At 71.6% G+C, this 24,256-nt stretch carries 22 protein-coding genes; 9 read left to right on the forward strand and 13 right to left on the reverse strand.

The annotated features are described in order from the left end of the window. Positions 1-71 precede the first annotated feature (71 nt). On the forward strand, positions 72-815 hold the full coding sequence (locus ACWEPL_RS27805) for an N-acetyltransferase (protein ID WP_363962238.1): 744 nt from the start codon (positions 72-74) through the stop codon (positions 813-815). Here ACWEPL_RS27805 and ACWEPL_RS27810 read toward each other — a convergent pair. From ACWEPL_RS27810 to ACWEPL_RS27825, 4 genes are all read right to left on the reverse strand, one after another. Continuing rightward, positions 796-1,788, reverse strand: coding sequence for a PLP-dependent cysteine synthase family protein (locus ACWEPL_RS27810; protein WP_452437873.1), 993 nt, complete (start codon positions 1,786-1,788; stop codon positions 796-798). The genes ACWEPL_RS27805 and ACWEPL_RS27810 overlap by 20 nt on opposite strands. A gap of 93 nt (positions 1,789-1,881) precedes the next feature. Next, positions 1,882-2,625, reverse strand: coding sequence for an MBL fold metallo-hydrolase (locus ACWEPL_RS27815; protein ID WP_452437874.1), 744 nt, complete (start codon positions 2,623-2,625; stop codon positions 1,882-1,884). Positions 2,626-2,654: 29 nt separating this feature from the next. Continuing rightward, a complete protein-coding gene (locus ACWEPL_RS27820) occupies positions 2,655-3,239 on the reverse strand; it encodes a TetR/AcrR family transcriptional regulator (protein WP_355190318.1) in 585 nt (194 codons plus the stop codon). A 16-nt stretch (positions 3,240-3,255) separates the two neighbouring features. After that, positions 3,256-4,761, reverse strand: a complete 1,506-nt coding sequence (locus ACWEPL_RS27825) for a succinic semialdehyde dehydrogenase (RefSeq protein ID WP_452437875.1) — start codon at positions 4,759-4,761, stop codon at positions 3,256-3,258. A gap of 73 nt (positions 4,762-4,834) precedes the next feature. Between ACWEPL_RS27825 and ACWEPL_RS27830 the strand changes: the two genes are divergently transcribed. The 3 genes from ACWEPL_RS27830 (at position 4,835) to ACWEPL_RS27840 (ending at position 10,571) form a co-directional block, all read left to right on the forward strand. Continuing rightward, positions 4,835-7,138, forward strand: coding sequence for a protein kinase domain-containing protein (locus tag ACWEPL_RS27830; RefSeq protein ID WP_452437876.1), 2,304 nt, complete (start codon positions 4,835-4,837; stop codon positions 7,136-7,138). Between the two features lie 31 nt (positions 7,139-7,169). After that, positions 7,170-9,146 (forward strand): beta-propeller domain-containing protein, encoded by a 1,977-nt coding sequence (locus ACWEPL_RS27835; RefSeq protein WP_452437877.1) that lies wholly within the window; start codon positions 7,170-7,172, stop codon positions 9,144-9,146. A 171-nt stretch (positions 9,147-9,317) separates the two neighbouring features. Beyond that, positions 9,318-10,571: a S8 family serine peptidase gene (locus tag ACWEPL_RS27840; protein ID WP_452437878.1), complete on the forward strand. Its 1,254-nt coding sequence runs from the start codon at positions 9,318-9,320 to the stop codon at positions 10,569-10,571. 62 nt (positions 10,572-10,633) lie between these two features. On the opposite strand, the gene ACWEPL_RS27845 is transcribed toward ACWEPL_RS27840, so the two are convergent. From ACWEPL_RS27845 to ACWEPL_RS27855, 3 genes are all read right to left on the reverse strand, one after another. After that, on the reverse strand, positions 10,634-11,113 hold the full coding sequence (locus ACWEPL_RS27845) for a DinB family protein (RefSeq protein ID WP_355190308.1): 480 nt from the start codon (positions 11,111-11,113) through the stop codon (positions 10,634-10,636). Then, complete coding sequence (locus ACWEPL_RS27850) at positions 11,110-12,786, reverse strand: glycerol-3-phosphate dehydrogenase/oxidase (protein WP_452437886.1); 1,677 nt, start codon at positions 12,784-12,786, stop codon at positions 11,110-11,112. The genes ACWEPL_RS27845 and ACWEPL_RS27850 overlap by 4 nt, the downstream gene beginning before the upstream one ends. Positions 12,787-12,939: 153 nt before the next feature. Then, on the reverse strand, positions 12,940-13,710 hold the full coding sequence (locus ACWEPL_RS27855) for a DeoR/GlpR family DNA-binding transcription regulator (protein WP_363962230.1): 771 nt from the start codon (positions 13,708-13,710) through the stop codon (positions 12,940-12,942). A 129-nt stretch (positions 13,711-13,839) separates the two neighbouring features. On the opposite strand from ACWEPL_RS27855, the gene ACWEPL_RS27860 reads away from it, so the two are divergent. The 4 genes from ACWEPL_RS27860 to ACWEPL_RS27875 are packed head-to-tail and all read left to right on the forward strand — an operon-like array spanning position 13,840 to position 17,585. Then, positions 13,840-14,712: an SIS domain-containing protein gene (locus ACWEPL_RS27860; RefSeq protein WP_363962229.1), complete on the forward strand. Its 873-nt coding sequence runs from the start codon at positions 13,840-13,842 to the stop codon at positions 14,710-14,712. Then, on the forward strand, positions 14,709-15,842 hold the full coding sequence (nagA, locus tag ACWEPL_RS27865; protein WP_452437879.1) for an N-acetylglucosamine-6-phosphate deacetylase: 1,134 nt from the start codon (positions 14,709-14,711) through the stop codon (positions 15,840-15,842). The genes ACWEPL_RS27860 and nagA overlap by 4 nt, the downstream gene beginning before the upstream one ends. Further along, complete coding sequence (locus tag ACWEPL_RS27870; RefSeq protein ID WP_350731067.1) at positions 15,842-16,750, forward strand: 1-phosphofructokinase family hexose kinase; 909 nt, start codon at positions 15,842-15,844, stop codon at positions 16,748-16,750. Before nagA ends, ACWEPL_RS27870 begins: the two co-directional genes overlap by 1 nt. Positions 16,751-16,760: 10 nt before the next feature. Beyond that, positions 16,761-17,585 carry a class II fructose-bisphosphate aldolase gene (locus ACWEPL_RS27875; RefSeq protein ID WP_355190304.1) on the forward strand — a complete coding sequence of 275 codons (825 nt, stop codon included), beginning with the start codon at positions 16,761-16,763 and terminating at the stop codon, positions 17,583-17,585. Here the strand turns inward: ACWEPL_RS27875 and ACWEPL_RS27880 are convergent. Genes ACWEPL_RS27880 through ACWEPL_RS27890 form a run of 3 tightly spaced genes read right to left on the reverse strand, consistent with a single transcriptional unit; the run spans position 17,575 to position 19,376 of the window. Continuing rightward, on the reverse strand, positions 17,575-18,021 hold the full coding sequence (locus tag ACWEPL_RS27880; RefSeq protein ID WP_452437880.1) for a GNAT family N-acetyltransferase: 447 nt from the start codon (positions 18,019-18,021) through the stop codon (positions 17,575-17,577). The two genes, ACWEPL_RS27875 and ACWEPL_RS27880, sit on opposite strands and share 11 nt — an antisense overlap. Next, positions 18,018-18,794, reverse strand: coding sequence for a phosphotransferase family protein (locus tag ACWEPL_RS27885; protein WP_363962226.1), 777 nt, complete (start codon positions 18,792-18,794; stop codon positions 18,018-18,020). Before ACWEPL_RS27885 ends, ACWEPL_RS27880 begins: the two co-directional genes overlap by 4 nt. Positions 18,795-18,803: 9 nt before the next feature. Next, positions 18,804-19,376 carry a TetR/AcrR family transcriptional regulator gene (locus ACWEPL_RS27890; protein ID WP_452437881.1) on the reverse strand — a complete coding sequence of 191 codons (573 nt, stop codon included), beginning with the start codon at positions 19,374-19,376 and terminating at the stop codon, positions 18,804-18,806. A 69-nt stretch (positions 19,377-19,445) separates the two neighbouring features. Here ACWEPL_RS27890 and ACWEPL_RS27895 point away from each other — a divergent pair, with 69 nt between their 5' ends. Beyond that, on the forward strand, positions 19,446-20,006 hold the full coding sequence (locus tag ACWEPL_RS27895) for a dihydrofolate reductase family protein (RefSeq protein ID WP_452437887.1): 561 nt from the start codon (positions 19,446-19,448) through the stop codon (positions 20,004-20,006). On the opposite strand, the gene ACWEPL_RS27900 is transcribed toward ACWEPL_RS27895, so the two are convergent. The 3 genes from ACWEPL_RS27900 to guaB are packed head-to-tail and all read right to left on the reverse strand — an operon-like array spanning position 19,984 to position 23,790. Beyond that, positions 19,984-21,177: an RNA polymerase sigma factor gene (locus tag ACWEPL_RS27900; protein WP_452437882.1), complete on the reverse strand. Its 1,194-nt coding sequence runs from the start codon at positions 21,175-21,177 to the stop codon at positions 19,984-19,986. The two genes, ACWEPL_RS27895 and ACWEPL_RS27900, sit on opposite strands and share 23 nt — an antisense overlap. Positions 21,178-21,182: 5 nt before the next feature. Beyond that, positions 21,183-22,304, reverse strand: a complete 1,122-nt coding sequence (locus tag ACWEPL_RS27905; RefSeq protein WP_355190294.1) for a GuaB3 family IMP dehydrogenase-related protein — start codon at positions 22,302-22,304, stop codon at positions 21,183-21,185. Between the two features lie 4 nt (positions 22,305-22,308). After that, complete coding sequence (gene guaB, locus ACWEPL_RS27910) at positions 22,309-23,790, reverse strand: IMP dehydrogenase (protein WP_363962223.1); 1,482 nt, start codon at positions 23,788-23,790, stop codon at positions 22,309-22,311. Between the last annotated feature and the right edge of the window lie 466 nt (positions 23,791-24,256).

Below are 24,256 nucleotides of genomic sequence, written 5' to 3' on the forward strand. Positions count from 1 at the left end.
CGCTAGCGCACACCTTTCGCCCTGTTTTATACAAGTGCGTAGCGGTCGGCCGTAATGTGAGAATGATTCTCATGGCCCTCCGGATCACGACGCTCGCGGAGCGTCCCGAGTTCGCGTCGTCGCTGTTCGAGATGGACCATACGTGGCACGATTTCGTGCTCGAGGACCCGATGGCGGACCTGTTCTATCCGTTCGCCACCACGACCTACGCCGACTACATGCTGGTGGCCGACTCCGACGAGGAGCCGGGACGGCTGGCGGCGCGGGCGTGCATGATCCCGTTCCTCTCCGGGGGCTCCGAACTGCCGGACGACGGGTGGGACGGCGTGATCAGGTACGGCTGGCTGGCCCGCGAGCGCGGCGAGCGGCCCGACAGCATCTCCGCCCTGGAGATCTCCGTCCGCCGCGACCTCCAGGGGACGGGGCTCTCCTACCTGATGCTCGCGGCCATGCGCGAGCGCGCCGCCGGCCTCGGCTACCGCGAGCTGGTGGCGCCCGTCAGGCCCAACCGGAAGCACCTCGAACCGCGCACCCCCATGGCCGAGTACGCCTTCAGGACCCGCGCCGACGGCCTGCCCCATGACGCCTGGTTACGGGTGCACGTGCGGGTGGGCGGGAAGATCGTCAAGGTGGCGCCGCGCTCGATGGTCGTCTCGGGCACGCTGGCGGAGTGGCGGCGGTGGACTGACCTGCCGTTCGACCGTCCTGGCCCGGTGGAGGTGCCCGGCGCGCTCACCCTGGTGCACTGCGACGTGGAGCAGGACCACGCCGTGTACGTCGAGCCGAACGTCTGGGTCAGCCACCCCCTGGCCTGAGCGCGACCCGGCGCCGCAGCTCATCGGCGAACTGCCCGGCGTCCAGCCCCTTCGCGGTGGCCCACGCGTCATCGTGGCAGGTCGCCAGATGCCGGTCGGAGGCGTCTCCGACCAGCGACACCACGGTGCCGGTCTCGCCCCTGGCCCGCATGCGCTCGACCAGCTCCAGCGCCGCCCAGAGCGCCGTGCCCGACGAGCCGCCCACCGCGAGCCCCGTGACCGCCCTGAGGTGCCGGGCCGCCGCCACGCTCGCCGCGTCGGGCACCGGGATGACGAGGTCGACGAGATCGGGCCGGAACCCCGGCTCGACGCGGGGCCGCCCGATGCCCTCGATCCGCGACGGCATCCCGGTCGCGTAGTCGGACACGTCGAGCGTCCAACCCGGGAAATATGCCGAATTATCGGGATCGGCCACCGCGACCCGGCAGGGCACGTCGTGCTCGCGTACCCACCGCCCGAGCGTGGCGGAGGTGGCACCCGTGCCCGCGCCCGTCACCACCCAGTCGGGCCGCACCTGGGCGAACAGCTCCTCCCCCAGGTCGTGCTCGGCCGCCCGGCCGAACTGGTCGAGGAAATGGCCCGGGATCCCGCGCGCCGCGTCGTAGATCGCCAGTGGCGGCGTCACGAACCTGCACTCCCCGCCCAGCGCCTCCACCGCCCTGGCCCGCGCCTGGCTGCGCTCGCCCGGCATGACCACGATGTACGGCAGCCCGAGCCGCCTGGCGAACCAGGCCTGCGCGACGGCCGCGTTGCCGCCCGTGGCCTCCACCACGGTCGTGCCCTCGCCGACCAGCCCGTCGAGGACGGCCCGCCGGAACAGCGCCCTGGCGTGCCGGTGCCGCAGGCTCCCGGTCGGGTGCGCGGACTCGTCCTTCAGCAGCAACCTGATCCCGGGCGCCTGGACCGGGAAGTCGATCAGCGGGGTGGGCTCCCCCGCCGCCAGCACGTCGAGGGCCCGCGCGTTCCAGCTCACGGCTCCACCCTGCCAGGCCGGGGCGGGCCGGGCGGCGCCGTTCGCCACAAGCCGACCGATCCGGCGGGCGGCGGGCGGATGCGGGTGCCGCGCTCAGGGGATCTCGGTGGTTTCGCCCGGAGCGAGCAGCCGGAGCCGGTCGCCGAACCCGGCGAACGCCTTCTCCACGGTGTCCCGCCCCTGCGTGAAATGCGCCCAGTGCTCGAAGTGCAGCGGCACCACGTGCCTGGCCCCCAGGATCTCGGCCGCCGTCACGGCGTCGTCGCTGGTCAGCGTCAGGTAGCCGTCGACCAGCGGCGTGCGCGCCCCGCCCGCGAACAGCAGCGCCACGTCCACGGAGCCGAACCGCCCGGCGATCTCCCGTACGACCTCCAGCGAGGCGTTGTCCCCGCTCACGTAGACGGTCGGCAGCCCGTCGCCGCTGAGCACGAACCCGGTCACCTCGCCCACCAGGTGCTCGGTCCCGTCGGGCCCGTGCTGGGCGGGGACGCCGGTCACCCGCAGCCCGTCGCCCACCGTGACGGACGTCCAGTTGGGCAGCGCCCGCACGGAGGATCCCAGCCGCCCGGCCGCCGACCCGGTGGAGAGCACCAGCGGAACGGACGCCAGGTAGTCCCGCCCGGCCCTGTCGAGGTTGTCCGGGTGCTGGTCGTGGGAGAGCAGCACCGCGTCCACGGCCCCGAGCTCGGCCGCGCCGGAGGCGGGCCCCGCGGTCTTCGTGAGCGTCCTGTTCCCGATCGGGTAGTCGCCGGGCGCGTCGAACGTGGGGTCGGTCAGCAGGCGCACCCCGCCGATCTCCAGGACCGCCGTCGGCCCTCCGAGGTAACGAATCTCCATGGATGTCAACGACACCGGCCCAGGACGGCTTATTCCACGACGAGCCCGTTGATGATCCGCACGGTCGACCGGTGGCAGAGCGCGCGGAAGTCGGCCTCGGCCATCCCGATCCGCCCGCTCAGGTACTGCTGGACCAGCCCCTGCGCGCTCGACGTGATCGTCATCGCCGTCTCCAGGGGATCGTCCTCGCGCAGCCGCCCGGTACGCATGCCCTCCTCCACGAGCTCGGCGACGACGCTGAACGGCGGCCCCTGCCCGTCGCGGAAGTCCTCCGGGAAGCGCCGCGCCCCCGCCCAGGCGTCCAGGATCAGGAACCGGTACAAATGCGGGCTCCCGAGCGCGAAGTCGAGGAAGTCGTCCAGCGCGGCCATGCACCGCTCGTCCCACGTCCCCGAAGGAGAGCGCTGCCGCCATGACTCGGCCAGCTCGCGGGCGCTGCGGTCGGCGACCGCGCGCAGCAGGGCGTCCCGGTTGGGGTAGTGGCGGTAGATGGCCATGGCGGTGATGCCCACGGCGTCGCCCACGCGCCGCATGCTGACCGCGTCGGCGCCGTCCTCCAGGAGGATCCGCCGCGCGACGGCCACGATGCGCCCGGCCGTGCCCTGATCGTTCACGTTTACAGCGTAGACGTCACTTCAAGCGCAGCCGCCGCATCGTCTTGAGCGTGGTGGCCAGGGTGGCGGCCCACTTCTCGTACGGCAGCCCGAACGGCGGCTCGAACCCCAGCCAGCCCGCCTGCGAGGCCACGGTCTTGGACTCGGTGTAGCGCAGCAGGCCCTCAGAACCGTGCCGGCGGCCCAGCCCGGACGCCTTCATGCCGCCCATGGGGGCGTCGTAGGAGGCGTAGGCCGAGGCGTACCCCTCGTTGATGTTGACCGTGCCGGCCTTGACGCGGGCTGCGAGCGCGCGGCCGCGCGGGAGGCTGGAGGTCCAGATGGAGGCGTTCAGGCCGTAGATGGTGTCGTTGGCCAGCTCGACCACCTCGTCCTCGGAGGTGAACGGGTAGAGCGCGACCACCGGCCCGAAGGTCTCGTTGCGGCACAGCTCCATGTCCTCGGCGACGCCGGTGAGCACGGTCGGCTCGTAGAACAGCGGGCCCAGGTCGGGCCTGGCCCTGCCGCCGGTCAGCAGCCTCGCGCCCTTGGCCAGGGCGTCGTCCACGTGCGCGCTGACCGTGTCGAGCTGGCGCCGCGAGGTGAGCGAGCCCATCTGCACCGACCAGTCGTGGCCCGCGCCCAGCTTCATGCCCCGGACCTGCTCGACGAAGCGCTCGGCGAAGGCGTCGAACACGGACGCGTGCACGTACAGGCGCTCGATCGACAGGCAGAGCTGCCCGGCGTTCGTGAAGCAGGCCCGGATGGCCCCCTGGACGGCCACGTCGAGGTCGGCGTCGTCGAGCACCACCATCGGGTTCTTGCCGCCGAGCTCCAGCGAGCAGCCGATGAGCCGCTTGGCCGCCTCCTCGGCGATCTTCCTGCCGCCGCGCGTCGATCCCGTGAACGCCACGTAGTCGGCGTCGTCCAGCAGCGCGTCGCCGATCTCGGCCGGCTCGCCGAGCACGACCTGCCAGATCTCGCGCGGCATGCCCAGCTCGGCCAGCAGGTCGATGGTCCACAGCGTGGACTGGGCGGTCTGCGTGTCCGGCTTGTGCACGATCGCGTTGCCGGCCAGCAGCGCGGGCACCGCGTCGGTGACGCCCAGCGCGAGCGGGTAGTTCCACGGGGAGATCAGCGCGACCACGCCCTTGGGCCGGCGCAGCTCCACGACGCGGGTGGCGCCGGGGAAGACGCCCTTGCGGGCGCGCGGCGCGAGCAGGCCGGGCGCCCGGCGGGCGTAGTGGAGAGCGCAGCCCGCGACGTCGAGCACCTCCTCGAAGGCGTGCTTGCGGGCCTTGCCCGTCTCGTCCTGGACGATGTCGAGGATCTCGGCGCGCCGGTCGAGGATCGCGTCGTGCAGCCGCAGGAACGGTCTCGCCCGCTCCGCCACGGGTCTGCGCGCCCACTCGTCCTGGGCGGCCCTGGCCTTCTCGTACGCCCTGCGGACGTCGCCGACGTCCGAGACGGGCAGCTCAGCAAGGGTTTCGCCGGTGAAGGGGGCGATGATGTGCCGTGTCCTACCGCTGGACGTCACGTGCATGCCAGAAGGATATTCCGCCCGGCTACCCACGGGTAGTTTTTGCGGATTCGCGCCGTAGCGACAGAATCCCTACATGGCAACCTTCGCTCCGCTACGCCCCGGAGATCCACAGCGGCTGGGGGGCCTGGATCTCCTCGGCCGGCTCGGTGAGGGCGGTCAGGGCGTCGTCTACCTCGCCCAAGGCCACAATGACTCCCGCGTGGCCGTCAAATGGCTGCGCCCCGACCTGTCGGGCGACCAGGTGAGCGCCGAGAGGTTCATGCGCGAGGTCCAGGTGGCCCAGCAGGTGGCGCCGTTCTGCACCGCCGCCGTCCTCGGCACCGGGATGGAGGAGGATCGGCCGTACATCGTCAGCGAGTTCATCGAGGGGCCCTCGTTGCACCGGGTCGTGCAGGAGGACGGGCCGCGCACGGGCACCGTCCTGCACCGCCTGGCCATCGGCACCGCCACCGCGCTGGCCGCCATCCACCAGGCCGGCATCGTCCACCGTGACTTCAAGCCGGCCAACGTGATCATCGGCGCCGACGGGCCCCGGGTGATCGACTTCGGCATCGCCAGGGCGCTGAACGCCACCTCCACGATCAGCAGCATGGTCGTGGGCACGCCGGCGTACATGTCGCCCGAGCAGATCATGGGGCACACGGTCGGCCCGGCGGCCGACATGTTCTCGTGGGCGAGCGCGATGGTCTTCGCCGCCTCCGGGCAGGCGCCGTTCGGCAGCGACACGATGCCCGCGGTGATCAACCGCGTCCTCAACCAGCATCCCGACCTGGGCATGCTCGACGGGCAGCTGCGTGACGTGGTGGCCGCGTGCCTGTCCAAGGACCCGGCGCAGCGGCCGACGGCCGAGCAGGTCATCATGCAGCTGCTGCGGCACCCGGCGCCGGGTGCCACGCCCGTCTCCGGGCCGCAGCCCGCGCCCGGCTCCGGCTTCCTCGCGCAGGCCGCCGCCGAGGCAGCCCCCGCGCCGCCGTCGCCCTTCGCGTCGCCGTCAGGGCCGCCGGGCCCGCACCCGGGCCCGCACTCCGGTCCACACTCCGGGCCGCCGTCGGGGCCCATGTCCGGTCCCCTGCCAGGGCCGCCGCCAGGGCCCGCGTCGGGTCCGCACTCGGCCCCGCACCCGGTCCCGCCGTCGGGCCCCGTCCCGTACGGGCCCGGCGGGCACTCCGGCCCGATCCCGCACACCGGCTCCGTCGCCCCGTCCCCCCAGCCGCCGTGGCAGCCTCCCGGAGGCTACGGCCAGCCCACGCACCCGAGCTGGGGCGAGCAGCGGCCGAGGAAGAGCAGGGCGCCGCTGGTCGCCGGCATCACGGTGGCGGTCGCGCTGCTGATCCTCGCCGGCGTGGTCGTCTACATCCAGGCCGACAAGTCGTCGACGCTGGCCGGCCCGGCCAAAACCCCGGCGACGACCTCGACGAGGAGCAGGACGACCACCAGCCCGGCCCCCACCGAGCAGGCCGTGCCGAGGCCGGGCGTGAAGAAGACGCTCCCCGGCGCGAACATCTCCCTCTACGAGGACCCGGGCGACGCGATCGTGCTGACCTCCTACGAGATCTACGACAAGAAGAAGGACGACTGGATCGACTACGCCAGGGGGTCGCTGCGCGGCTCGTTCACGAAGTACGCCGCCAACTGGGAGTCGATGGTCTCCCCTGACGGGCGCTACCTCGCCGAAAGGGGCAGGAGCTACAGCTCCGACGACTTCGACTTCATCGTCCTCACCGACCGGCAGAGCGGCGACCGTTCGACGATCAAGACCGTCAAGGAGCCGCTGATCAGCAGCATCAGGGCGTGGTCGAGGGACGGCTCGAAGATCCTGCTCAACACCGAGCGCAAGGTCGGGAGCAAGTGGCTCTACCTGGGCTTCGTCATGGTGGACGTGGCCGCCAAGAAGGCCACCCAGGTCGACGTCAGCGACACCTCCGTACGCCAGACGGCTTTCGGGTTCGACGGCACCGAGGACGGCGCGGTGAACGTCTACGGCGACGAGAAGAACCGCAGCCTGCGCTTCTTCAACGCCCTGGGCAAGGCCACGAGCTCGGCGAGCGAGATCGGCACGCTGTCCGCCGGCACGCAGGACCTCTTCTCGCCCTCGGGCAAGACGTTCGTCACCAACTGCCCCAACGGCGGAGACGGCGACCACTGCATCTGGGACACCAGGTCGGGCGAGCGCCTGCGTAAGTTCTCCTCCCAGTGCGACAAGGTCCTCGGCTTCTACGACGAGAGCCATCTCTACTGCTGGGAGCAGGACAACGGCGCCGACGACGAGGTCCAGGTGGTCGACTTCACCGGGAAACTCGTGCGCAAGCTGCTCTCGGTGCCCGACGAGATCGATTTCAGCCCGGTCTTCACCGTCAACCCGAACAAGGGCTCCTGAACCATCCGCCCGGAGCAGCCGTCATGAGGGCATGAAGACGCTGATCCGCACGGCCGCGACCGTCGCGGCGCTGGCGACCGCCGCGGTCGCCTGCACCTCCACGACCGCGGGCGCGCCGCCGAAGCCCAGGATGAGCTCGCTCGGCGCGATCCGCCTGGTGGCCTACACCGGCTGCGACGACCTGCTGTCCGGGCTGCGCGAGCACGCCGCCCAGCGCGTCACCCCGTGGGGGTTCGACAACGTGCTGCCCTTCGCCGCCGTGGAGGACTCCGCCCGCTCGGTCACCGCGAACGCCAAGACGAGCACCCCCGAGCACTCCACGACGAACGTGCACGAGACCGGCGTGGACGAGCCCGACGTGGTCAAGACGGACGGCGACCGGGTCATCACCGTCAAGGACGGCGTCCTGCGGATCATCGACACCGCCACCAGGAAGGTCACCGGCTCGCTCAAGCTGACGGAGGGCGAGAACGGGCCCGGCGTGCCCGCCGACCTGCTCGTCTCGGGCGACCGCGCGCTGGTGCTGATGCGCGGCGGCGACATCATGTACAAGCGGATGGCCGGCTTCGCCCCGCCCGGCGACACCAGGTACGTGCTGGTCGACCTGTCGGGCAAGCCCAAGGTGCTGAGCACGATCAAGCCGCAGGGCTCGTACGTGGACGCCAGGATGGTCGGCTCCACGGTCAGGCTGGTCACCCGCAGCCAGCCGGACATCGCCTTCCCCGAGTTCAAGGACGACGTCTCCGAGGCCGAGCGCGTCAAGCGCAACCAGGCCGCGGTCCGGCAGGCCCCGGCGGACGCCTGGCTCCCCAAGATCGAGATCACCGACGCGTCCGGCACCGTCAAGAAGGACTCGGTGAAGTGCGAGCGGATCAGCCACCCGGCCGACTACACCGGCACCTCGCTGCTGACCGTGCACACCATCGACCTGGCGCAGGGCGTGACCGCCGCGGGCACCGACCCGATCAGCCTGGCGGCCGACGGCGACATCGTGTACGGCACCGGCAGCAGCCTCTACGTGGCCAGCAACCCGCGCTGGTGGATGCCGGTGGTGATCAGCGAACCGGCGGTGGAGACCCCGACGACCGCACCGTCCTCCGGGGACGCCGCCCCGGCCGTGGAGCCCACGCCCACGAGCCCTCCGGTGCCGGACACCCCGACGCCCAGCCCGGAGCCGACGATCCCGCCCGAGGAGACCGAGGTCCACCGGTTCGACATCGGCTCGCCGGGCGCGCCCGCCTACGTGGCCTCGGGCAAGGTCCCGGGCCGGCTGCTGAACCAGTACTCGCTGTCGGAGTACGACGGCCACCTGCGCGTCGCCACCACGCTCACCTCCCCGGACGGCAAGAACAGCTCCAGCGCCGTGTACGTGCTCAAGGCCGACACCATGGCCAAGACCGGCGAGGTCGGCGGCCTCGGCGAGGGCGAGCGGATCTACTCGGTCAGGTTCATCGGCCCGGTCGGCTACTGCGTCACGTTCAAGCAGGTCGACCCGCTCTACACGCTCGACCTGCGCGACGCGGCGGCGCCCAAGGTGACGGGCGAGCTGAAGATCACCGGCTACTCCGCGTACCTGCACCCCGGCGCCGAGGGCCGGCTGATCGGCATCGGCCAGGAGGCCAGCGAGAAGGGCAGGACGCTGGGCACGCAGGTCTCGCTGTTCGACGTGAGCGATCCGGCCGGCCCGCGCAGGCTGTCGCAGCTGTTCCAGAAGGACTCGGGCTCGGCGGCCGAGTGGGACCCGCACGCGTTCCTGTACTGGCCCAAGACCGGCCTGGCGGTGATCCCGCTGACCCAGCAGAGCGAGTCGGGCGGGCTCGTCCTGAAGATCGACGACTCGGGCGTGACGAAGCTGGGCATGATCAAGCACCCGGCCAAGGACGAGTACCAGGCCGGGATCGAGCGGGCGCTGGTCATCGGCGACTCGATCTGGACGCTCTCGTACGACGGCATGCAGGTCAACGACGCCGCCACGCTGGCGCAACAGGCCTGGATCCCGCTCCGCTGAGCACAAAAATCCACCCAAGAAAAGGTGCTGATTTCGTATGAAATTGGCACCTTTTTCGATGGACAGGACCCGACAACTGATGAAAACTTTACTAACCATGTAATGTCGGACTCAGTGGATTTGTCATGACATGGGTCTCCTGGGTCCGCGACACAGGAAGGGCTCACGCCGATGCGAACACGCACCCCCCTGCTCGCATTGCTCGTCAGCGCCGTGGCGTTAGCCATGGCGCCGCCGCCCGCCTCCGCCGCCACGCAGGACGCGCAGGCCGCGGACGGGACGTACATCGTCGAACTCAAGCCGACCATGCGGGCGGCGCCCCGCAGCGCGGCCCAGGACCAGGTGTCCCAGGCCGGCGGCCAGCTCGTCGGCGTCTACGAGCACGCGTTCAAGGGCTACACCGCCCGCCTGAGCGCGAGCGCGGCCGAGCAGCTCAAGCGGAACCCGAACGTCCTCAGCGTCGAGCCCGACGCCGAGGTGACCGCCTTCGCGCAGACCACGCCCACCGGCGTACGGCGCATCTTCGGCCCCAGCAACCCGAACCTCGACATCGACGGCACCGATGACGTGCGCATCGACACGGACGTCGCCGTCATCGACACCGGCGTCGACTACACCCACCCCGACCTGAACGTGGTCGCCCGCGCCAACTGCGTGTCCGGCGTCTGCACGAACAACGCCGGCGTCGACGACAACGGCCACGGCTCGCACGTCGCGGGCATCGTCGGCGCGATCGACAACTCCGTCGGCTCGGTCGGCGTCGCCCCCGGCGCCCGCATCCACGCCGTGAAGGTGCTCAACTCCGCCGGCTCCGGCACCCTGGCCGGGATCGCCGCCGGCATCGACTGGGTGGTGGCCCGCGCCTCCACCATCGAGGTCATCAACCTGAGCCTGGGCTGCAACGGCTGCACGAGCAGCGCGATCACCAACGCGATCACCAGGGCCGTCAACGCCGGCATCGTGGTCGTGGTGGCCGCGGGCAACAACCACGCGAACACGTCCTCGTTCTTCCCCGCCAACCACCCCGACGTGGTCACCGTCTCGGCGCTGACCGACAACGACGGCCTGGCCGGCGGCGCGGGCGGCAGCACGCTCTCGTGCCGCAGCGAGACCGACCAGGACGACACCTCGGCGTTCTACTCCAACTTCGGCGCCACCGTCGAGATCACCGCACCCGGCACCTGCATCTACTCGACGTGGATGAACGGCGGCTACAACACGATCAGCGGCACCTCGATGGCCAGCCCCCACGTGGCGGGCGCGGCCGGCATCCTCACCGCGGGCGCCCGCAAGCCGACGACCAGGGCGGGCTCGCTGGCCGTACGGACCAAGCTGATCTCCACCGGTAACTCCAACTGGACCGACGACTCCGGCGACGGCGTCAAGGAGCCCCTGCTCGACGTGCACGACGCCACGCAGTACTGACAAACCATCCTGGATAGGGGCGGTGCGCGGATCCCGCAGCGCCGCGTGCCGCCCCCTCCCCCTTACGACTCGGCCAGCTCGCGGGCGATGTCCAGGTGGCCGGCGTGGCGCATGTACTCCTCCAGGACGTGGAACATGATCCACGCCAGCGTCGGCGGCTCCTCGGGCGGCTGGAACCGGCCGATCCGCGAGGCCACGTCGGACAGGCCCGCCCCCGCCACCGCCCGCCTGGACCGCTCGCACTGCGCCAGGTAGAAGTCCTTGATCTCCTCGAACGACTCGGCCGCGACGAGCATGTCATCCTCGTCGCGGTCGCTCCACGGGTCCTCGACCTGCTCGCCCGCGAAGTCCCAGACGAACCAGCGCCGCTCCATGTACGCCAGGTGCTTGAGCATCGACACGGGCGTCCACCCCGACGGCACCCGGCTCACCTCGGGTTCGGGGAACCCGTCCAGCTTGCGCAGGATCTCCTCGCGATAGTGGTCGAGGTAGCCCTCCAGCAGCGCGCGGGGGTCGGAAAGCTGGTTGGACGGCTCGCTCATGAGGGCTGCTCCGGGGCGACGACGGGGACGATCTCCGGCGCGCCGAGCCTGATCGCGTCGGCCTCCTGGTCGGAGACCTGCTCCTGCGAGCGGCGCTCCGCCTCGACACGCTTCGTGTAGTATTCCACCTCCCTTTTCACCTGCTCGCTGTCCCAGCCGAGCGGCCCCGCCATCAGCTCGGCGGCCTCCTGCGCCACGGCCAGGCCCCGGTGGAAGGTCTCGATCGAGATGCGCGTACGCCGGGTCAGCACGTCGTTGAGATGCCTGGCCCCCTCGTGGGTGGCGGCGTAGACGATCTCGGCGCGCAGATAGTCGTCGGCTCCCGACAGCGGCCTGCCCAGCGACGGCTCGTGCTCGATCAGCTCCAGCACCTCGTCGATCATCGAGCCGTAGCGCTGCAGCAGGTGCTCGATCCTGGCCACGTGCAGCCCGGAGGTGAGGGCGATGCGGTGTCTGGAGTTCCACAGCGCCTGGAATCCCTCGGCGCCCGCGAGCGGGATGCGGTCGGTGCACGAGCGCGGCACCCGCTGGTCGAGCCCGTGCGCCACGGCGTCCACCGCGTCCTTGGCCATGACCCGGTAGGTCGTGTACTTCCCGCCCGCGATCATGACCAGGCCCGGCACCGGGTGCGCCACCACGTGCTCCCTGGAGAGCTTGGAGGTCTCCTCCGACTCGCCCGACAGCAGCGGGCGCAGCCCCGCGTAGACGCCTTCGACGTCGTCGTGGTTCAGGGGCACGGACAGGACGGAGTTGACGTGGTCGAGCAGGTAGTCGATGTCCGCGCGGGAGGCGGCGGGGTGGCTCTTGTCGAGCGTCCACTCGGTGTCGGTGGTGCCGATGATCCAGTGGCGGCCCCAGGGGATCACGAAGAGCACGGACTTCTCCGTGCGCAGGATGATCCCGGTCAGCGAGTGGATCCGGTCCCGCGGGACCACGAGGTGGATGCCCTTGGACGCGCGTACGTGGATCTGGCCCCGGCCTCCGACCAGCTCCTGGATGTCGTCGGTCCAGACGCCGGTGGCGTTCACCACCTGCTGGGCGCGTACGTCCAGCTCGTCGCCCAGCTCCAGGTCGCGCACGCGTACGCCGGTGACCCGCTCGCCCTCCCGCAGGAACCCCAGCACCTGCGCCCGCGGCGCGATCTGCGCGCCGTAGGTGGCGGCGGTGCGCAGCAGGCTCACCACGTAGCGGGCGTCGTCCATCTGCGCGTCCCAGTACTGGACGGCGCCCGTGAGGGCGGACTTCTTGAGCGCCGGGGCCAGCCGCAGCGCCCGCGACCTGGACAGATGCCGGTGGCCCGGCACCCCGCGGGTGGTCCCGGCCGCGGCGCCGAGCATGTCGTAGAGCGCCACGCCCGCGCCGACGTAGACCCGCTCCCACACGTAGTGGGTCAGCGGGAAGAGGAACGGCACCGGCTTGACCAGGTGCGGGGCGATCCGCTGCAGCAGCAGCGCCCGCTCCCGCAGGGCCTCGCGCACCAGCTCGAAGTTGAGCTGTTCCAGGTATCGCAGGCCCCCGTGGATGAGCTTCGAGGAGCGCGAGGAGGTGCCGGAGGCGAAGTCCCTGGCCTCCACCAGTGCCACGTCGAGCCCCCTGGTCGCGGCGTCGAGCGCGATCCCGGCGCCCACGATGCCGCCGCCGACCACGACCACGTCGAAGTTCTCCCCGGCCATGCGCTCCAAGGCCGCGGTCCGCTCCGCCGGCCCGAGCTGAGCCACGCACCTTCCCGGCGTCATATCTCCCCCTGATACGGCTTTGTCGCCTGCGCCTCGATACCTACCCTCAGGGCGGTCACGCTGTAACGCGGCGGGCGACGGCGCCGGGGGTCAGGCGCGGATGACCTTCACGCCCGCCTCCGTCAGCTCCGCGGCCAGCGCGTCGGAGAGCTGGGCGTCGGTGACCAGCGTGTCGATCTGCCCGATCGGGCAGATCCGGGAGAAGGCCCGCTTCCCGACCTTGGAGGAGTCGGCCACCACGACCACGTGCGCGGCCCGGCTGATCAGCAGGTGGTTGACGCTCGCCTCCCCCTCGTGGTGGGCCGACGCGCCGAGCTCGACGTCGAGCGCGTCCACCCCGAGGAACGCCACGTCCAGCGTCACCTGCTCCAGCACCCCGGTGGCCAGCGGCCCGATGAGCTCGTACGACTGCTGCCTGGCCACCCCGCCGGTCACCACGATCTTGACGTGCTGGCGGACGGTCAGCTCGGCCGCGATGTTCAGCGCGTTCGTGACGATCGTGAACCCGCTCTCCAGCGTGGACAGCGTGGCGAGCGTGCGCGCCAGCTCCGAGGTGGTCGTGCCGCCGTTGAGCCCCACCACGGCGCCGGGCGTCACCAGCTCGGCCGCCGCCGTCGCGATGCGGTGCTTCTCGTCGGCGTGCCTGGCCGTCTTGTAGCGCAGCGGCAGATCGTAGCTCACGCTCTGCGCGACCGCCCCGCCCCGCGTGCGCATGAGCATCTGCTGCTGGGCCAGCTGGTCGAAGTCCCGCCGGATCGTCGCCGTGGAGACGCCGAGCGCCTGGCTGGCCTCCTCCACCGACAGTCTGCCCTCCTGGGCCACCAGCTCGAGGATGGCGTTCCAGCGGTCGTACCGGGACACAAGGCCTCCTAGGCGATGGGGACAAGGGCAAGCGTGGCACAACCAGCCAGGGCAGGGCCAACAGTGTCCATTAATGCACTTTCCTGGTATAAAACCAGCAGAAACAATCAATCGCCGGGGAGGCAAGTGGTGACCACCCACACCGAGGCCGAGATCGCGTCCCAGCCGTCGTGCTGGCGCCGCGCCATCGCGAGCGTTCCCGCCGACGCGCTGCCGCGCCACGGCGAGCGGGTCGCCGTGGTCGGGTGCGGCACGTCGTGGTTCATCGCGATGGCGTACGCCGCCCTGCGCGAGCGGGCCGGGCACGGCGAGACCGACGCCTTCGCCGCCTCCGAGGCCCCGATCGGGCGCTCGTACGACCGCGTGCTCGCGCTGACCCGCTCCGGCACCACGACCGAGGTGCTGGAGCTGCTGGCCAGGACGACCACGAAGACCACGGCCATCACCGCCGACCCCGACACTCCGATCATGACGGCCGCCGACGAGGTCGTCGTGCTCGACTACGCCGACGAGCAGTCGGTCGTGCAGACCAGGTTCGCGACCACGCAGCTGGCCCTGCTGCGTGCCAGCCTCGGCGAGGACCTCACCAAGGCCGTCGAGGACGCCGAAGCCGCCGTGGCCGCGCCGCTGCCCGACGAGCTGGTGCGGGCCGAGCAGTTCAGCTTCCTCGGCGCCGGCTGGTCGGTCGGCCTGGCGCAGGAGGCGGCGCTGAAGATGCGCGAGGCGTCCCGCTCGTGGACGGAGGCGTACCCGGCGATGGAGTACCGGCACGGCCCGATCAGCATCGCCGCTCCCGGACGCGTGACGTGGATGCTCGGCGCCGCCCCCGAGGGCCTGCGCGCGCAGGTCGAGGAGACCGGCGGGACGTTCTTCGAGACCGCGCTCGACCCCATGGCCGAGCTGATCCGCGCGCAGCGGGTGGCCGTCGCCCGGGCCTTCGCCCAAGGGCTGAACCCGGACGAGCCCATGCACCTCACGCGATCTGTGATCCTTTCTTCATGAGCCTTACTCTTGCCGACGCCAGGATCGTGACCCCCGAGGGGGTCCACGAGGGGTGGCTGACCATCGAAGACGGCCGCATCACGCATGTCGGCCGCGGATCCGCCCCAGGTCAGGGTCTGAGCGTGGGTGGGCGGCACGTCATCCCCGGGTTCGTGGACATCCACAACCACGGGGGCGCGGGCGGCTCGTTCCCGACCGGCGAGCAGGACAAGGCGCGTGAGGCCGTCGAGCTGCACCGCCGCCACGGCACCACCACGACCATGGCCAGCCTGGTCACCGACTCGATCGACGGGCTGACCAGGGCCGTGGCGGCGCTGGCCGAGCTGTGCGAGGAAGGGCTGCTGACCGGCATCCATCTCGAAGGCCCCTACATCGCCAAGGCCCGCTGCGGCGCGCACGACCCGACGCTGCTGCGGGAGCCGTCCCGGCAGGAGCTCTCGGAGCTGCTGAAGGCCGGGCGCGGGCACGTCCGCATGGTGACCGTCGCGGCCGAGCTGCCCGGCGCGCTCGACTTCATCCGCATGGCCGCCGCCGAAGGCGTGATCGCGGCCGTGGGGCACAGCGACGCCGACTACGAGACGACGATCGAGGGCATCGAGGCGGGCGCGAGCGTGGCGACCCACCTCTACAACGCGATGCCGCCGCTGGGCCACCGCGCGCCCGGCCCGGTGGCCGCGCTGCTCGACGACGAGCGGGTGACGGTCGAGCTGATCAACGACGGCGTGCACGTGCATCCGGCCATGCTGCGCCTGGCGTACGAGGTGGCGGGTCCCGGCCGGACGGCGCTGATCACCGACGCGATGTCGGCCACCGGGCTCGGCGACGGCGACTACGTGCTCGGCCCCATGCGGGTGCGGGTGGAGGACGGCGTGGCCAGGCTGGTCGAGGGCGGCTCGATCGCGGGATCCACGCTGACCATGGACGTCGCGTTCCGGCGCAGCGTCCAGGAGGTCGGGATGTCGCTGCCCGACGCGGTCCAGGTGGCCTCCCTGACGCCCGCGCGGGTGCTGGGCCTGGCCGACCGGATCGGCTCGATCGCCGTGGGCAAGGCGGCCGACCTGGTGGTCCTGTCCGACTCGCTGGAGGTGGCCGGGGTGATGAAGGACGGCGTCTGGATCACGGAGCCCTGATGATCCTCACCGTGACGCTCAACGCCGCCCTCGACGTGACCTACCAGGTCCCGGACGTCGACTGGGACGGGGTCAACCGGGTCAGCGCGGTGCACCGGCGCGCCGGCGGCAAGGGCGTCAACGTCGCCCGCGTCCTGGCCGCGCTGGGCCAGGACGTGCTGGTCACGGGGCTCGCGGGCGGCCCCACCGGGCGGGCGATCGAGGACGACCTGCGGGCGGCCGGCCTGCCCGCCGCCCTGCACCCCGTCGCCGCCGACTCCCGCACGACGCTGGTCGTCTCGGAGCAGGCGGGCACGCGTACGGCGCTGTTCAACGAGCCCGGCCCCGAGGTCACCCCCGCCGAGCTGGCGGGCTTCGTCCGGCGTTTCGAATCGCTCCTCGACGCCGCCGGCGCGGTCGTCATCTCGGGCAGCCTCCCGCGTGGCGTCCCCGCCGACACCTACGCCACGCTGGCGGCCGTCGCCGCCGGCAAGGGGGTCCCGGCCATCGTGGACGCCGACGGCGATCCCCTCCGCCACGCTCCCAAGGGCCGCCCCTCCGTGGTCAAGCCCAACCGGGAGGAGCTGGCCAGGGCCGTCCCCGGCGGCAGCCCGGCCGAGGGCGCGCAGGCGCTGCGCAGCCAGGGCGCCGGGGCCGTGGTGGTGTCCATGGGCGCCGACGGGCTGCTGGCGGTCACCGGGGAGGGCACCTTCACCGCGCGCATGCCGTACACCGTGCGGGGTAATCCGACGGGGGCGGGCGACTCGCTGGTCGCCGGGCTCGCGCTGGGGCTGGTGGAGTCGGCGTCGTGGCCCGACAGCCTCAGGCGGGCCGCGGCGCTCGGCGCGGCCGCCGTGGCCGCGCCCGTGGCCGGCGACTTCGACCCCGACGTCTACGCCGACATACACCCCCAGATCATCATCACGTAAGGAGCACGTCATGCCCCTTGTTGCCATCGGCGACATCGTCCGCCAGTCGCCCGCCGGGGTGGGCGCCTTCAACGTGATCCAGCTCGAGCACGCCACCGCCATCGTGGCCGGCGCCGAGGCCCTGGGCCTGCCGGTCGTGCTGCAGATCAGCGAAAACTGCGTGCGCTACCACGGCGCGCTGGAGCCCGTCGCGCTGGCGTCGCTGGCGGTGGCCAGGCGGGCCGAGGTGCCGGTCGCGGTCCACCTCGACCACGCCACCGACCGCGCGCTCGTGGAGGAGGCGGTGAAGCTGGGGCTCGGCTCGGTGATGTTCGACGCCTCGGCCCTGCCCGACGACGACAACGTCCGCACGACCGCCGAGGTGGTGGCGTGGTGCCACGAGCGCGGCGTGTGGGTGGAGGCCGAGCTGGGCGAGGTCGGGGGCAAGGACGGCGTGCACGCGCCCGGCGCGCGCACCAAGCCGCACGAGGCGGTCGACTACGTCGCCAAGACCGGGGTCGACGCCCTGGCCGTGGCCGTGGGCACCTCGCACGCCATGACGACCAAGGACGCGGTGCTGGACCTGGCGCTCATCGCCGAGCTGCGGGCCGCGGTGCCGGTGCCGCTGGTGCTGCACGGCTCGTCGGGGGTGCCGGACGACGTGCTGCGCGAGGCCGTGCGGACCGGCATGAAGAAGATCAACATCGCGACCCACCTCAACAAGGCGTTCACCGGCGCGGTGCGCGACTACCTGGCCCACGACGAGCGCGTGGTCGACTCCCGCAAATATCTCAAGGCCGGGCGGGACGCGGTGGCCAGGGAGGTCAGCCACCTCCTGGGTGTCCTCACGGGGTGAGCTGTCTGCGCATCATGACCGCGGAGCGGCCTTCGACGCCCATGCGGCCGGTCTCGACGTAGCCGAGCGACTCGTACAGCGCGATGTTGGTGGTCATCTTGACGTTGGTGTAGAGGCGCAGCGCGGGCAGCCCCAGCCTGCGCGCCTCCTCCTCGGCGTACGCCATCAGCGCCCGCCCGAGGCCCTTGCCCTGGCGGCCGGGCCGCACGGCGACGTTCTCCACCAGCAGGACGCCGTCCTCGGGGACGAGCACGATGAGCCCGTCGAGGAGCCCGTCGAGCGCGTCGGTGACGTGCACCCGGCCGGCCGCGATGAGCGCGCCGTAGTCGGCCTCCATCGGCAGCGGCCGCATGCCGACGACCTCGATCCAGGGCGAGTACGCGTCGTGGACCAGCCGCTCCACGGCCGCCTTGTCGGTGTGATCCGCCAGTCTCATGCCGCCAATGTTGCCAGCACGCGTTCGACCTGTCGTTCGAAGGTGCCCGGCGGATTGCGCGGGTGCTCGTGCGAGAGCAGGAACAGCCAGACGAGCGCGTGCAGCTTGCGGCAGTCGCGCATCCGCCGCTCCTCCGCCGGGCTCAGCTCGAACCGGTGCGCGATCTCCACCTCGCCGTCCACCCACATCGACACGTGCTCGGCCGCCTCGGCCAGCTCGAACGCCACGTCGCTGCGCCCCGAGTCCTCGTAGTCGACGATGCGGACGCGGGTGCCGTCCCACAGGAAGTTCGCCAGGTTGCCGTCTCCCGCCCCGAACGCCGGCGTGACCCCCGACTCGCCCGGCGACCAGCTCCGCAGCCACCGTGTGCCCTCCTTGACCGCCCGGTCCGCCAGCGGGTCCCTGGGCTGCCAGCGCTCGCCGCGCCGCCCGGTCCAGTCGGCGAGCGCCTCCAGCTGCCACGGGCGCAGCGGGACGGCCCGGAGCACGTGCGGCGGCACCGCGGTGTGCAGCTCGGTCAGCGCTTCGACCAGGGCCGCGACGTGTACGGCCGTCGCGAGCAGCCCGCGCAGCGACACCCCGTCGATCCGGGACATCGTCACCACGCCGTCCTCGTAGCCGATCGGCTCGGGGGCCAGGCCGGGGGCGTGCTCGGCCAGCAGGTTCAGCGCGCGCCACTCGCGCTCGGCCGCGCCGGGCTTGCTGTCCATGTAGCGCTTGATGACGACGTCGCCGGCGAAGGCCAGCTCGTGCGTGTGGCGTAGGTCGGCCATGCCCGCATGCTAGGGCACCAACCGCTCAACGGCGCTGGTCACGAGCTTGTGGATCTCCTCCTCGCCGAACACGTCGGGCAGCGTGAGCCGCTCGACGACCAGCCAGTTCATGGCGAGGTAGAGCAGCACCACGCTCGTCGTGTCGCCGGGGAGGCCCGATTCGAGGTGGTTGCGCACGTTCGCGTCCACGTCGGCGCGGATCCGCTCGGTCAGCACGGCCCGCAGCTCCGGCCGCCGGGTGGCCTCCAGGCGCAGCTCCAGCAGCGCCAGGTAGCCCGATCTGTACGCCGCCACGCGATCGACCACCTCGTGCATCAGCGCGACCACCCGGTCGCGGTCACGCGGCCCGCTCATGTGGGCGGCGGTCATGGCGGCCTCCGGCTGCAGGAGCTCGTAGATCCGGCCGCCCACCTGGGTGAACAGCTCGTCGCGACTGGGGAAGTAGTTGGACGCGGTGCCCGGCGGCACCTCCGCCTGCTTGTCCACTGCCCTGAACGTCAGCCCGCGGGCCCCTTCCCTGGCCAGCACCTCGATCGCGGCATCGACCAGCGCCGTCCGCCTGGCGACGTTCTGCCTGACCACGTTGACACCACTCCATCTGTAGTACTACGGTCAAACCACTTCAACCATAGTACTTTATCTGGAGTCATGTTGCGGAAGCTCGTGTACTACCTCGCCACCTCCATCGACGGCTACATCGCGGGGCCGAACGGCGAGTTCGACTTCTACCCGTGGGCCGACGACATGATGGCCGACGTCAACGCCCGTTACCCCGAGACCGTCCCCACCCACCTCCGCGCCATGATCGGCCTCGACGCGCCCAACCAGCGCTTCGACACGGTGCTCATGGGCCGCGCCACCTACCAGGTCGACAAGGCCGTGACCAGCCCGTACGCCCACCTGCGGCAGTACGTCGTGTCCAGCACCATGGAGGTCGAGGACCCGGCCGTCGAGCTGGTCACCGGCGACCCGCTCGGCCTGGTGCGCCGGCTCAAGCAGGAGGAGGGTCTGGACATCTACCTCTGCGGGGGCGGCAAGCTGGCCGGCGCCCTGCTGCCGGAGATCGACGAGCTGATCATCAAGTGCTACCCGGTGGTGGCCGGGGCGGGCATCCCGGCGTTCGACGGCGAGTTCCGGCCGACCGTGTTCACGCTGACCGGCTCGAAGACGTACAGCAACGGGGCGGTGGTCATGACGTACGCCCGCCAGTGATCAGCCGCCTGCGCAGGAAGTCCCGCTCCACGTCGTTGCCCGCCCGCGCGGCCGCGGCCTCGTACGCCGCCGCGGCCTCCTCCTCGCGCCCGAGCCGCCGCAGCAGGTCGGCCCGCACCGCGTGGAACATGTAGTAGTCGTCGGGCCCCTTGAGCAGCCCCAACGCCGCCTCGGGCCCCTCCACCTCGGCCACCGCCACCGCCCGGTGCACCGCCACGACCGGGCCCGGGTCGAGCCGCGCCAGCAGGTCGTACAGCCGCACGATCTGCCCCCAGTCGGTGTCCTTCGCGCTCGCCGCGTCGCTGTGCACGGCGTTGATCGCGGCCTGGATCTGGTACGGGCCGGGCTCGTCACGCCGCAGGCACCGCCGTACGAGCTCCTGGCCCTCCGCGATGAGCTCGCGGTCCCACAGCCCGCGGTCCTGCTCCCCCAGCAGCACCAGCTCGCCCTCCTCGGAGGTACGGGCGGCGCGGCGCGACTCGATCAGCAGCATCAGCGCCAGCAGCCCCATGACCTCGGGCTCGTCCGGCATGAGCTCGACCAGCAACCGCCCGAGCCGGACGGCCTCGGCGCACAGGTCCGCGCGGACGGCCGTATATCCCTCGTTGAAGATCAGGTAGACCACGGCCAGCACCGCGCGCAGGCGTTCGGGCAGATCGGCCTGCGCCGGGATCCGGTACGGGATCCCCGCGGTCCGGATCTTGCTCTTCGCCCGCACCAGCCGCTGCGCCAGCGTCGCCTCGGGCACCAGGAACGCGCGGGCGATCTCCGCCGTCGTCAGCCCGCCGAGCAGCCGCAGCGTGAGAGCCACCCGCGCGTGGACGGCCAGCGCGGGGTGGCAGCACGTGAAGATCAGCCGCAACCGGTCGTCCTGGACGGGCCCCACGTCCGCGGGCTCGTCCTGGGCGTGCAGGAGCGCGGCCTGCGCGTACTTGCCAGGCCGCGCCGACTCCCTGCGCAACCGGTCGACGGCCCGGTTGCGGGCGGTCGTGATGATCCACCCGGCCGGGCTCGGCGGCACGCCGGCGGACGGCCATTGCCGCACCGCCACGCTGAACGCCTCCTGCACCGCCTCCTCGGCGATGTCGATGTCACCGAAGACCCGCACGAGCACCGCGACGGACCTGCCGTACTCCTCGCGGAACACCCGCTCGACCGCGGTCTCCGGCATGGGCGTCAGCGCTGGATCGGGGCCACCACGACCTCGACGCGCTGGAATTCCTTGATGTCCGAGTAGCCGGTGGAGGCCATGGTCCGCTTGAGCGCGCCCATCAGGTTCATCGAGCCGTCGGCCACGCTCGACGGCCCGTGCAGGATCTGCTCCAGCGTGCCGACCGTCCCAAACTCGACCCGCCGGCCGCGCGGCAGGTCGGGGTGGTGCGCCTCCGAACCCCAGTGGAACCCGTGACCCGGCGCCTCGGCGGCCCTGGCCAGCGGCGAGCCCACCATCACGGCGTCGGCCCCGCAGGCGATGGCCTTGGCGATGTCACCGGAGGTGCCCATGCCGCCGTCGGCGATCACGTGCACGTAGCGCCCACCGGACTCGTCCATGTAGTCGCGCCGCGCCGCCGCCACGTCGGAGATCGCCGTGGCCATCGGCACGGCGACGCCCAGCACGTTGCGCGTCGTGTGCGAGGCGCCGCCGCCGAAGCCCACCAGCACGCCCGCCGCGCCGGTGCGCATCAGGTGCAGGGCCGCCGTGTACGTGGCGCAGCCGCCCACGATGACCGGCACGTCCAGCTCGTAGATGAACTGCTTGAGGTTGAGCGGCTCGGCCCGGCCCGAGACGTGCTCGGCCGACACGGTGGTGCCGCGGATGACGAAGATGTCGACACCCGCGTCGATCACGGCCTTGTGGTACTGGACCGTACGCTGCGGCGACAGCCGCACGGCGGTGGTCACGCCGGAGGCCCGGATCTCCTCGATCCGCCGGCCGATCAGGTCCTCCTGGATCGGCGCCGCGTAGATCTCCTGGAGCCGCTTGGTGGCCGCCTCCGCGTCGAGCGCGGCGCACTCCTCCAGCAGCGACGACGGGTCCTCGTAACGCGTCCAGAGCCCTTCGAGGTCCAGCGGCGCGAGGCCGCCGAGGCGGCCGATCTCGATCGCGGTCGCCGGGGACACCACGCTGTCCATGGGCGCGACCACTACCGGCAGCTCGAACCGGTAGGCGTCGATCTGCCAGGCGATCGAGACCTCCTCCGGGTCCCGAGTGCGCCGCGAGGGAACAAGGCCGATCTCGTCAAGCGAGTACGCCCGCCGTCCGGCCTTGCCCCGGCCGATCTCCACCTGCTGAGTCATGAACTTACCTTCTGTGATAGTTCGGAGCTTCCACGGTCATCTGGATGTCGTGGGGGTGGCTCTCCTTGAGGCCCGCCGCCGTGATCGGCATGAGCTCGCAGTCGGTGTGCATCTGCATGATCGTGCGGCAGCCGGCGTACCACATGCCCTGGCGCAGGCCCCCGACGAGCTGGTGCGCGACGGCCGCGACCGGGCCGCGGTAGGGCACCTGACCCTCGATGCCCTCGGGGATGTACTTGTCGTCGCCGCCGACGTCGGCCTGGGCGTAGCGGTCCTTGCTGAAGGAGGTGCCGCCGCGCTCGCGGTTGCGCACCGCGCCGAGCGAGCCCATGCCCCGGTACGACTTGAACTGCTTGCCGTTGATGAAGATCAGCTCACCGGGCGACTCCTCGCAGCCGGCGAGCAGCGAGCCCAGCATGACCGTGTCGGCGCCGGCCGCGATGGCCTTGACGATGTCGCCGGAGTACTGCAGGCCGCCGTCGCCGATGACCGGCACGCCCGCGGGCGCGCACGCCTTGGACGCCTCGTAGATGGCAGTGACCTGCGGCGCGCCGACCCCGGCCACCACCCGCGTGGTGCAGATCGAGCCGGGCCCGACGCCCACCTTGACCGCGTCCGCGCCCGCGTCGACCAGCATCTGCGCCCCGGCCCGGGTCGCGATGTTGCCCGCGACGACCTGCACCTTGCTGTTGGCCTTGATCTTGCCGACCATGTCGGCCAGGCCCTTGGAGTGACCGTGGGCCACGTCGACGACCACCACGTCGACGCCGGCCTCGATCAGCGCCTTGGCCCGCAGCTCGGCGTCGCCACCGACGCCGACGGCGGCCCCCACGACCAGCCGGCCGTCGGCGTCCTTGGTGGACAGCGGATACTGCTCGCTCTTGGTGAAGTCCTTGACCGTGACCAGGCCGCGCAGCCTGCCCTCGGAGTCGACCAGCGGCAGCTTCTCGATCTTGTTCTGCCGGAGCAGGGCGAACGCCTCGTCACGCGACACCCCGACCGGGGCGGTGACCAGCGGCATCTTGGTCATGACCTCGCGCACGGCACGCGACTGGTCGGTCTCGAAGCGCATGTCGCGGTTGGTCACGATGCCGAGCAGCGTGCCGTCCACGTCCGTCACGGGCACACCCGAGATCCGGTACGTCGCGCAGAGCTTCTCCACGTCGGCCAGCGTGTTGTCGGGGCTGCAGGTGACCGGGTTGGTGACCATGCCGGCCTCGGACCGCTTGACCAGGTCGACCTGCTGGGCCTGCTCCTCGACCGACAGGTTGCGGTGCAGGATGCCGATGCCGCCCTGGCGGGCCATGGCGACCGCCATGCGGGCCTCGGTGACGGTGTCCATGGCCGCGGAGACCAGCGGGATGGACAGCGTGATGCCTCGGGACAGCCGGGCCCTGGTATCGGCCTCGCCTGGCTGCAGGTCTGAATAGCCGGGCACCAGCAGCACGTCATCGAAGGTCAAACCTGTCTCGGTGAACTTGGACATGCTGCGGCCCCCTCTTGCCGTTGCTCTGATTGAGCCAAGTCTAGGCCCTGCCTCCAAACTGCGCCGCAGCACCCACACCCGCCACGCCCACCGCCTTCTCCACCCCCAGGACCCCCTTCAACCGATCACCCCCACCGGCCCCCAACTCCCCACTCCCCACCGCCACCGCACAGCCGCCATCCCGAACCACCGCAACCCCGCACCGCACCACGACCCCTTTACGTCCCACGACCGCCACCCTTGGGGGCGTCATCGGCACCAAGCGAGGGCCAGTCGCCATCCGGCATACCCCGCTCGACGCCGCCGCCACCCGTCGGCCGCACCACCCGGGCCGCGGCGAAAACGGCGATGCCGGGAGCACGATGACCCCCACGGCCCGTCGTACTCCCGGCATCGAAAAGTGCCGAGACACGGGACGGTCGGTGATCCGTCCCGTGTCTCGGCCACCGGCATCCGGGTCGAGGCG

The organism is Nonomuraea sp. NPDC004186 (genome assembly GCF_053603495.1).

Bases quoted from the DNA above. Each gene is read 5' to 3' on its own strand.
- ACWEPL_RS27845 (WP_355190308.1), bottom strand. From the start codon at position 11,113: ATGAGCGAGCCGTCCAACCAGCTTTCCGACCCCCGCGCGCTGCTGGAG.
- ACWEPL_RS27815 (WP_452437874.1), bottom strand. From the start codon at position 2,625: ATGGAGATTCGTTACCTCGGAGGGCCGACGGCGGTCCTGGAGATCGGC.
- ACWEPL_RS27840 (WP_452437878.1), top strand. From the start codon at position 9,318: ATGCGAACACGCACCCCCCTGCTCGCATTGCTCGTCAGCGCCGTGGCG.
- ACWEPL_RS27880 (WP_452437880.1), bottom strand. From the start codon at position 18,021: ATGAGACTGGCGGATCACACCGACAAGGCGGCCGTGGAGCGGCTGGTC.
- ACWEPL_RS27805 (WP_363962238.1), top strand. From the start codon at position 72: ATGGCCCTCCGGATCACGACGCTCGCGGAGCGTCCCGAGTTCGCGTCG.
- ACWEPL_RS27875 (WP_355190304.1), top strand. From the start codon at position 16,761: ATGCCCCTTGTTGCCATCGGCGACATCGTCCGCCAGTCGCCCGCCGGG.
- ACWEPL_RS27900 (WP_452437882.1), bottom strand. From the start codon at position 21,177: ATGCCGGAGACCGCGGTCGAGCGGGTGTTCCGCGAGGAGTACGGCAGG.
- ACWEPL_RS27835 (WP_452437877.1), top strand. From the start codon at position 7,170: ATGAAGACGCTGATCCGCACGGCCGCGACCGTCGCGGCGCTGGCGACC.
- ACWEPL_RS27905 (WP_355190294.1), bottom strand. From the start codon at position 22,304: ATGACTCAGCAGGTGGAGATCGGCCGGGGCAAGGCCGGACGGCGGGCG.
- ACWEPL_RS27850 (WP_452437886.1), bottom strand. From the start codon at position 12,786: ATGGCCGGGGAGAACTTCGACGTGGTCGTGGTCGGCGGCGGCATCGTG.
- ACWEPL_RS27870 (WP_350731067.1), top strand. From the start codon at position 15,842: ATGATCCTCACCGTGACGCTCAACGCCGCCCTCGACGTGACCTACCAG.
- guaB (WP_363962223.1), bottom strand. From the start codon at position 23,790: ATGTCCAAGTTCACCGAGACAGGTTTGACCTTCGATGACGTGCTGCTG.
- ACWEPL_RS27830 (WP_452437876.1), top strand. From the start codon at position 4,835: ATGGCAACCTTCGCTCCGCTACGCCCCGGAGATCCACAGCGGCTGGGG.
- ACWEPL_RS27825 (WP_452437875.1), bottom strand. From the start codon at position 4,761: ATGCACGTGACGTCCAGCGGTAGGACACGGCACATCATCGCCCCCTTC.
- ACWEPL_RS27885 (WP_363962226.1), bottom strand. From the start codon at position 18,794: ATGGCCGACCTACGCCACACGCACGAGCTGGCCTTCGCCGGCGACGTC.
- nagA (WP_452437879.1), top strand. From the start codon at position 14,709: ATGAGCCTTACTCTTGCCGACGCCAGGATCGTGACCCCCGAGGGGGTC.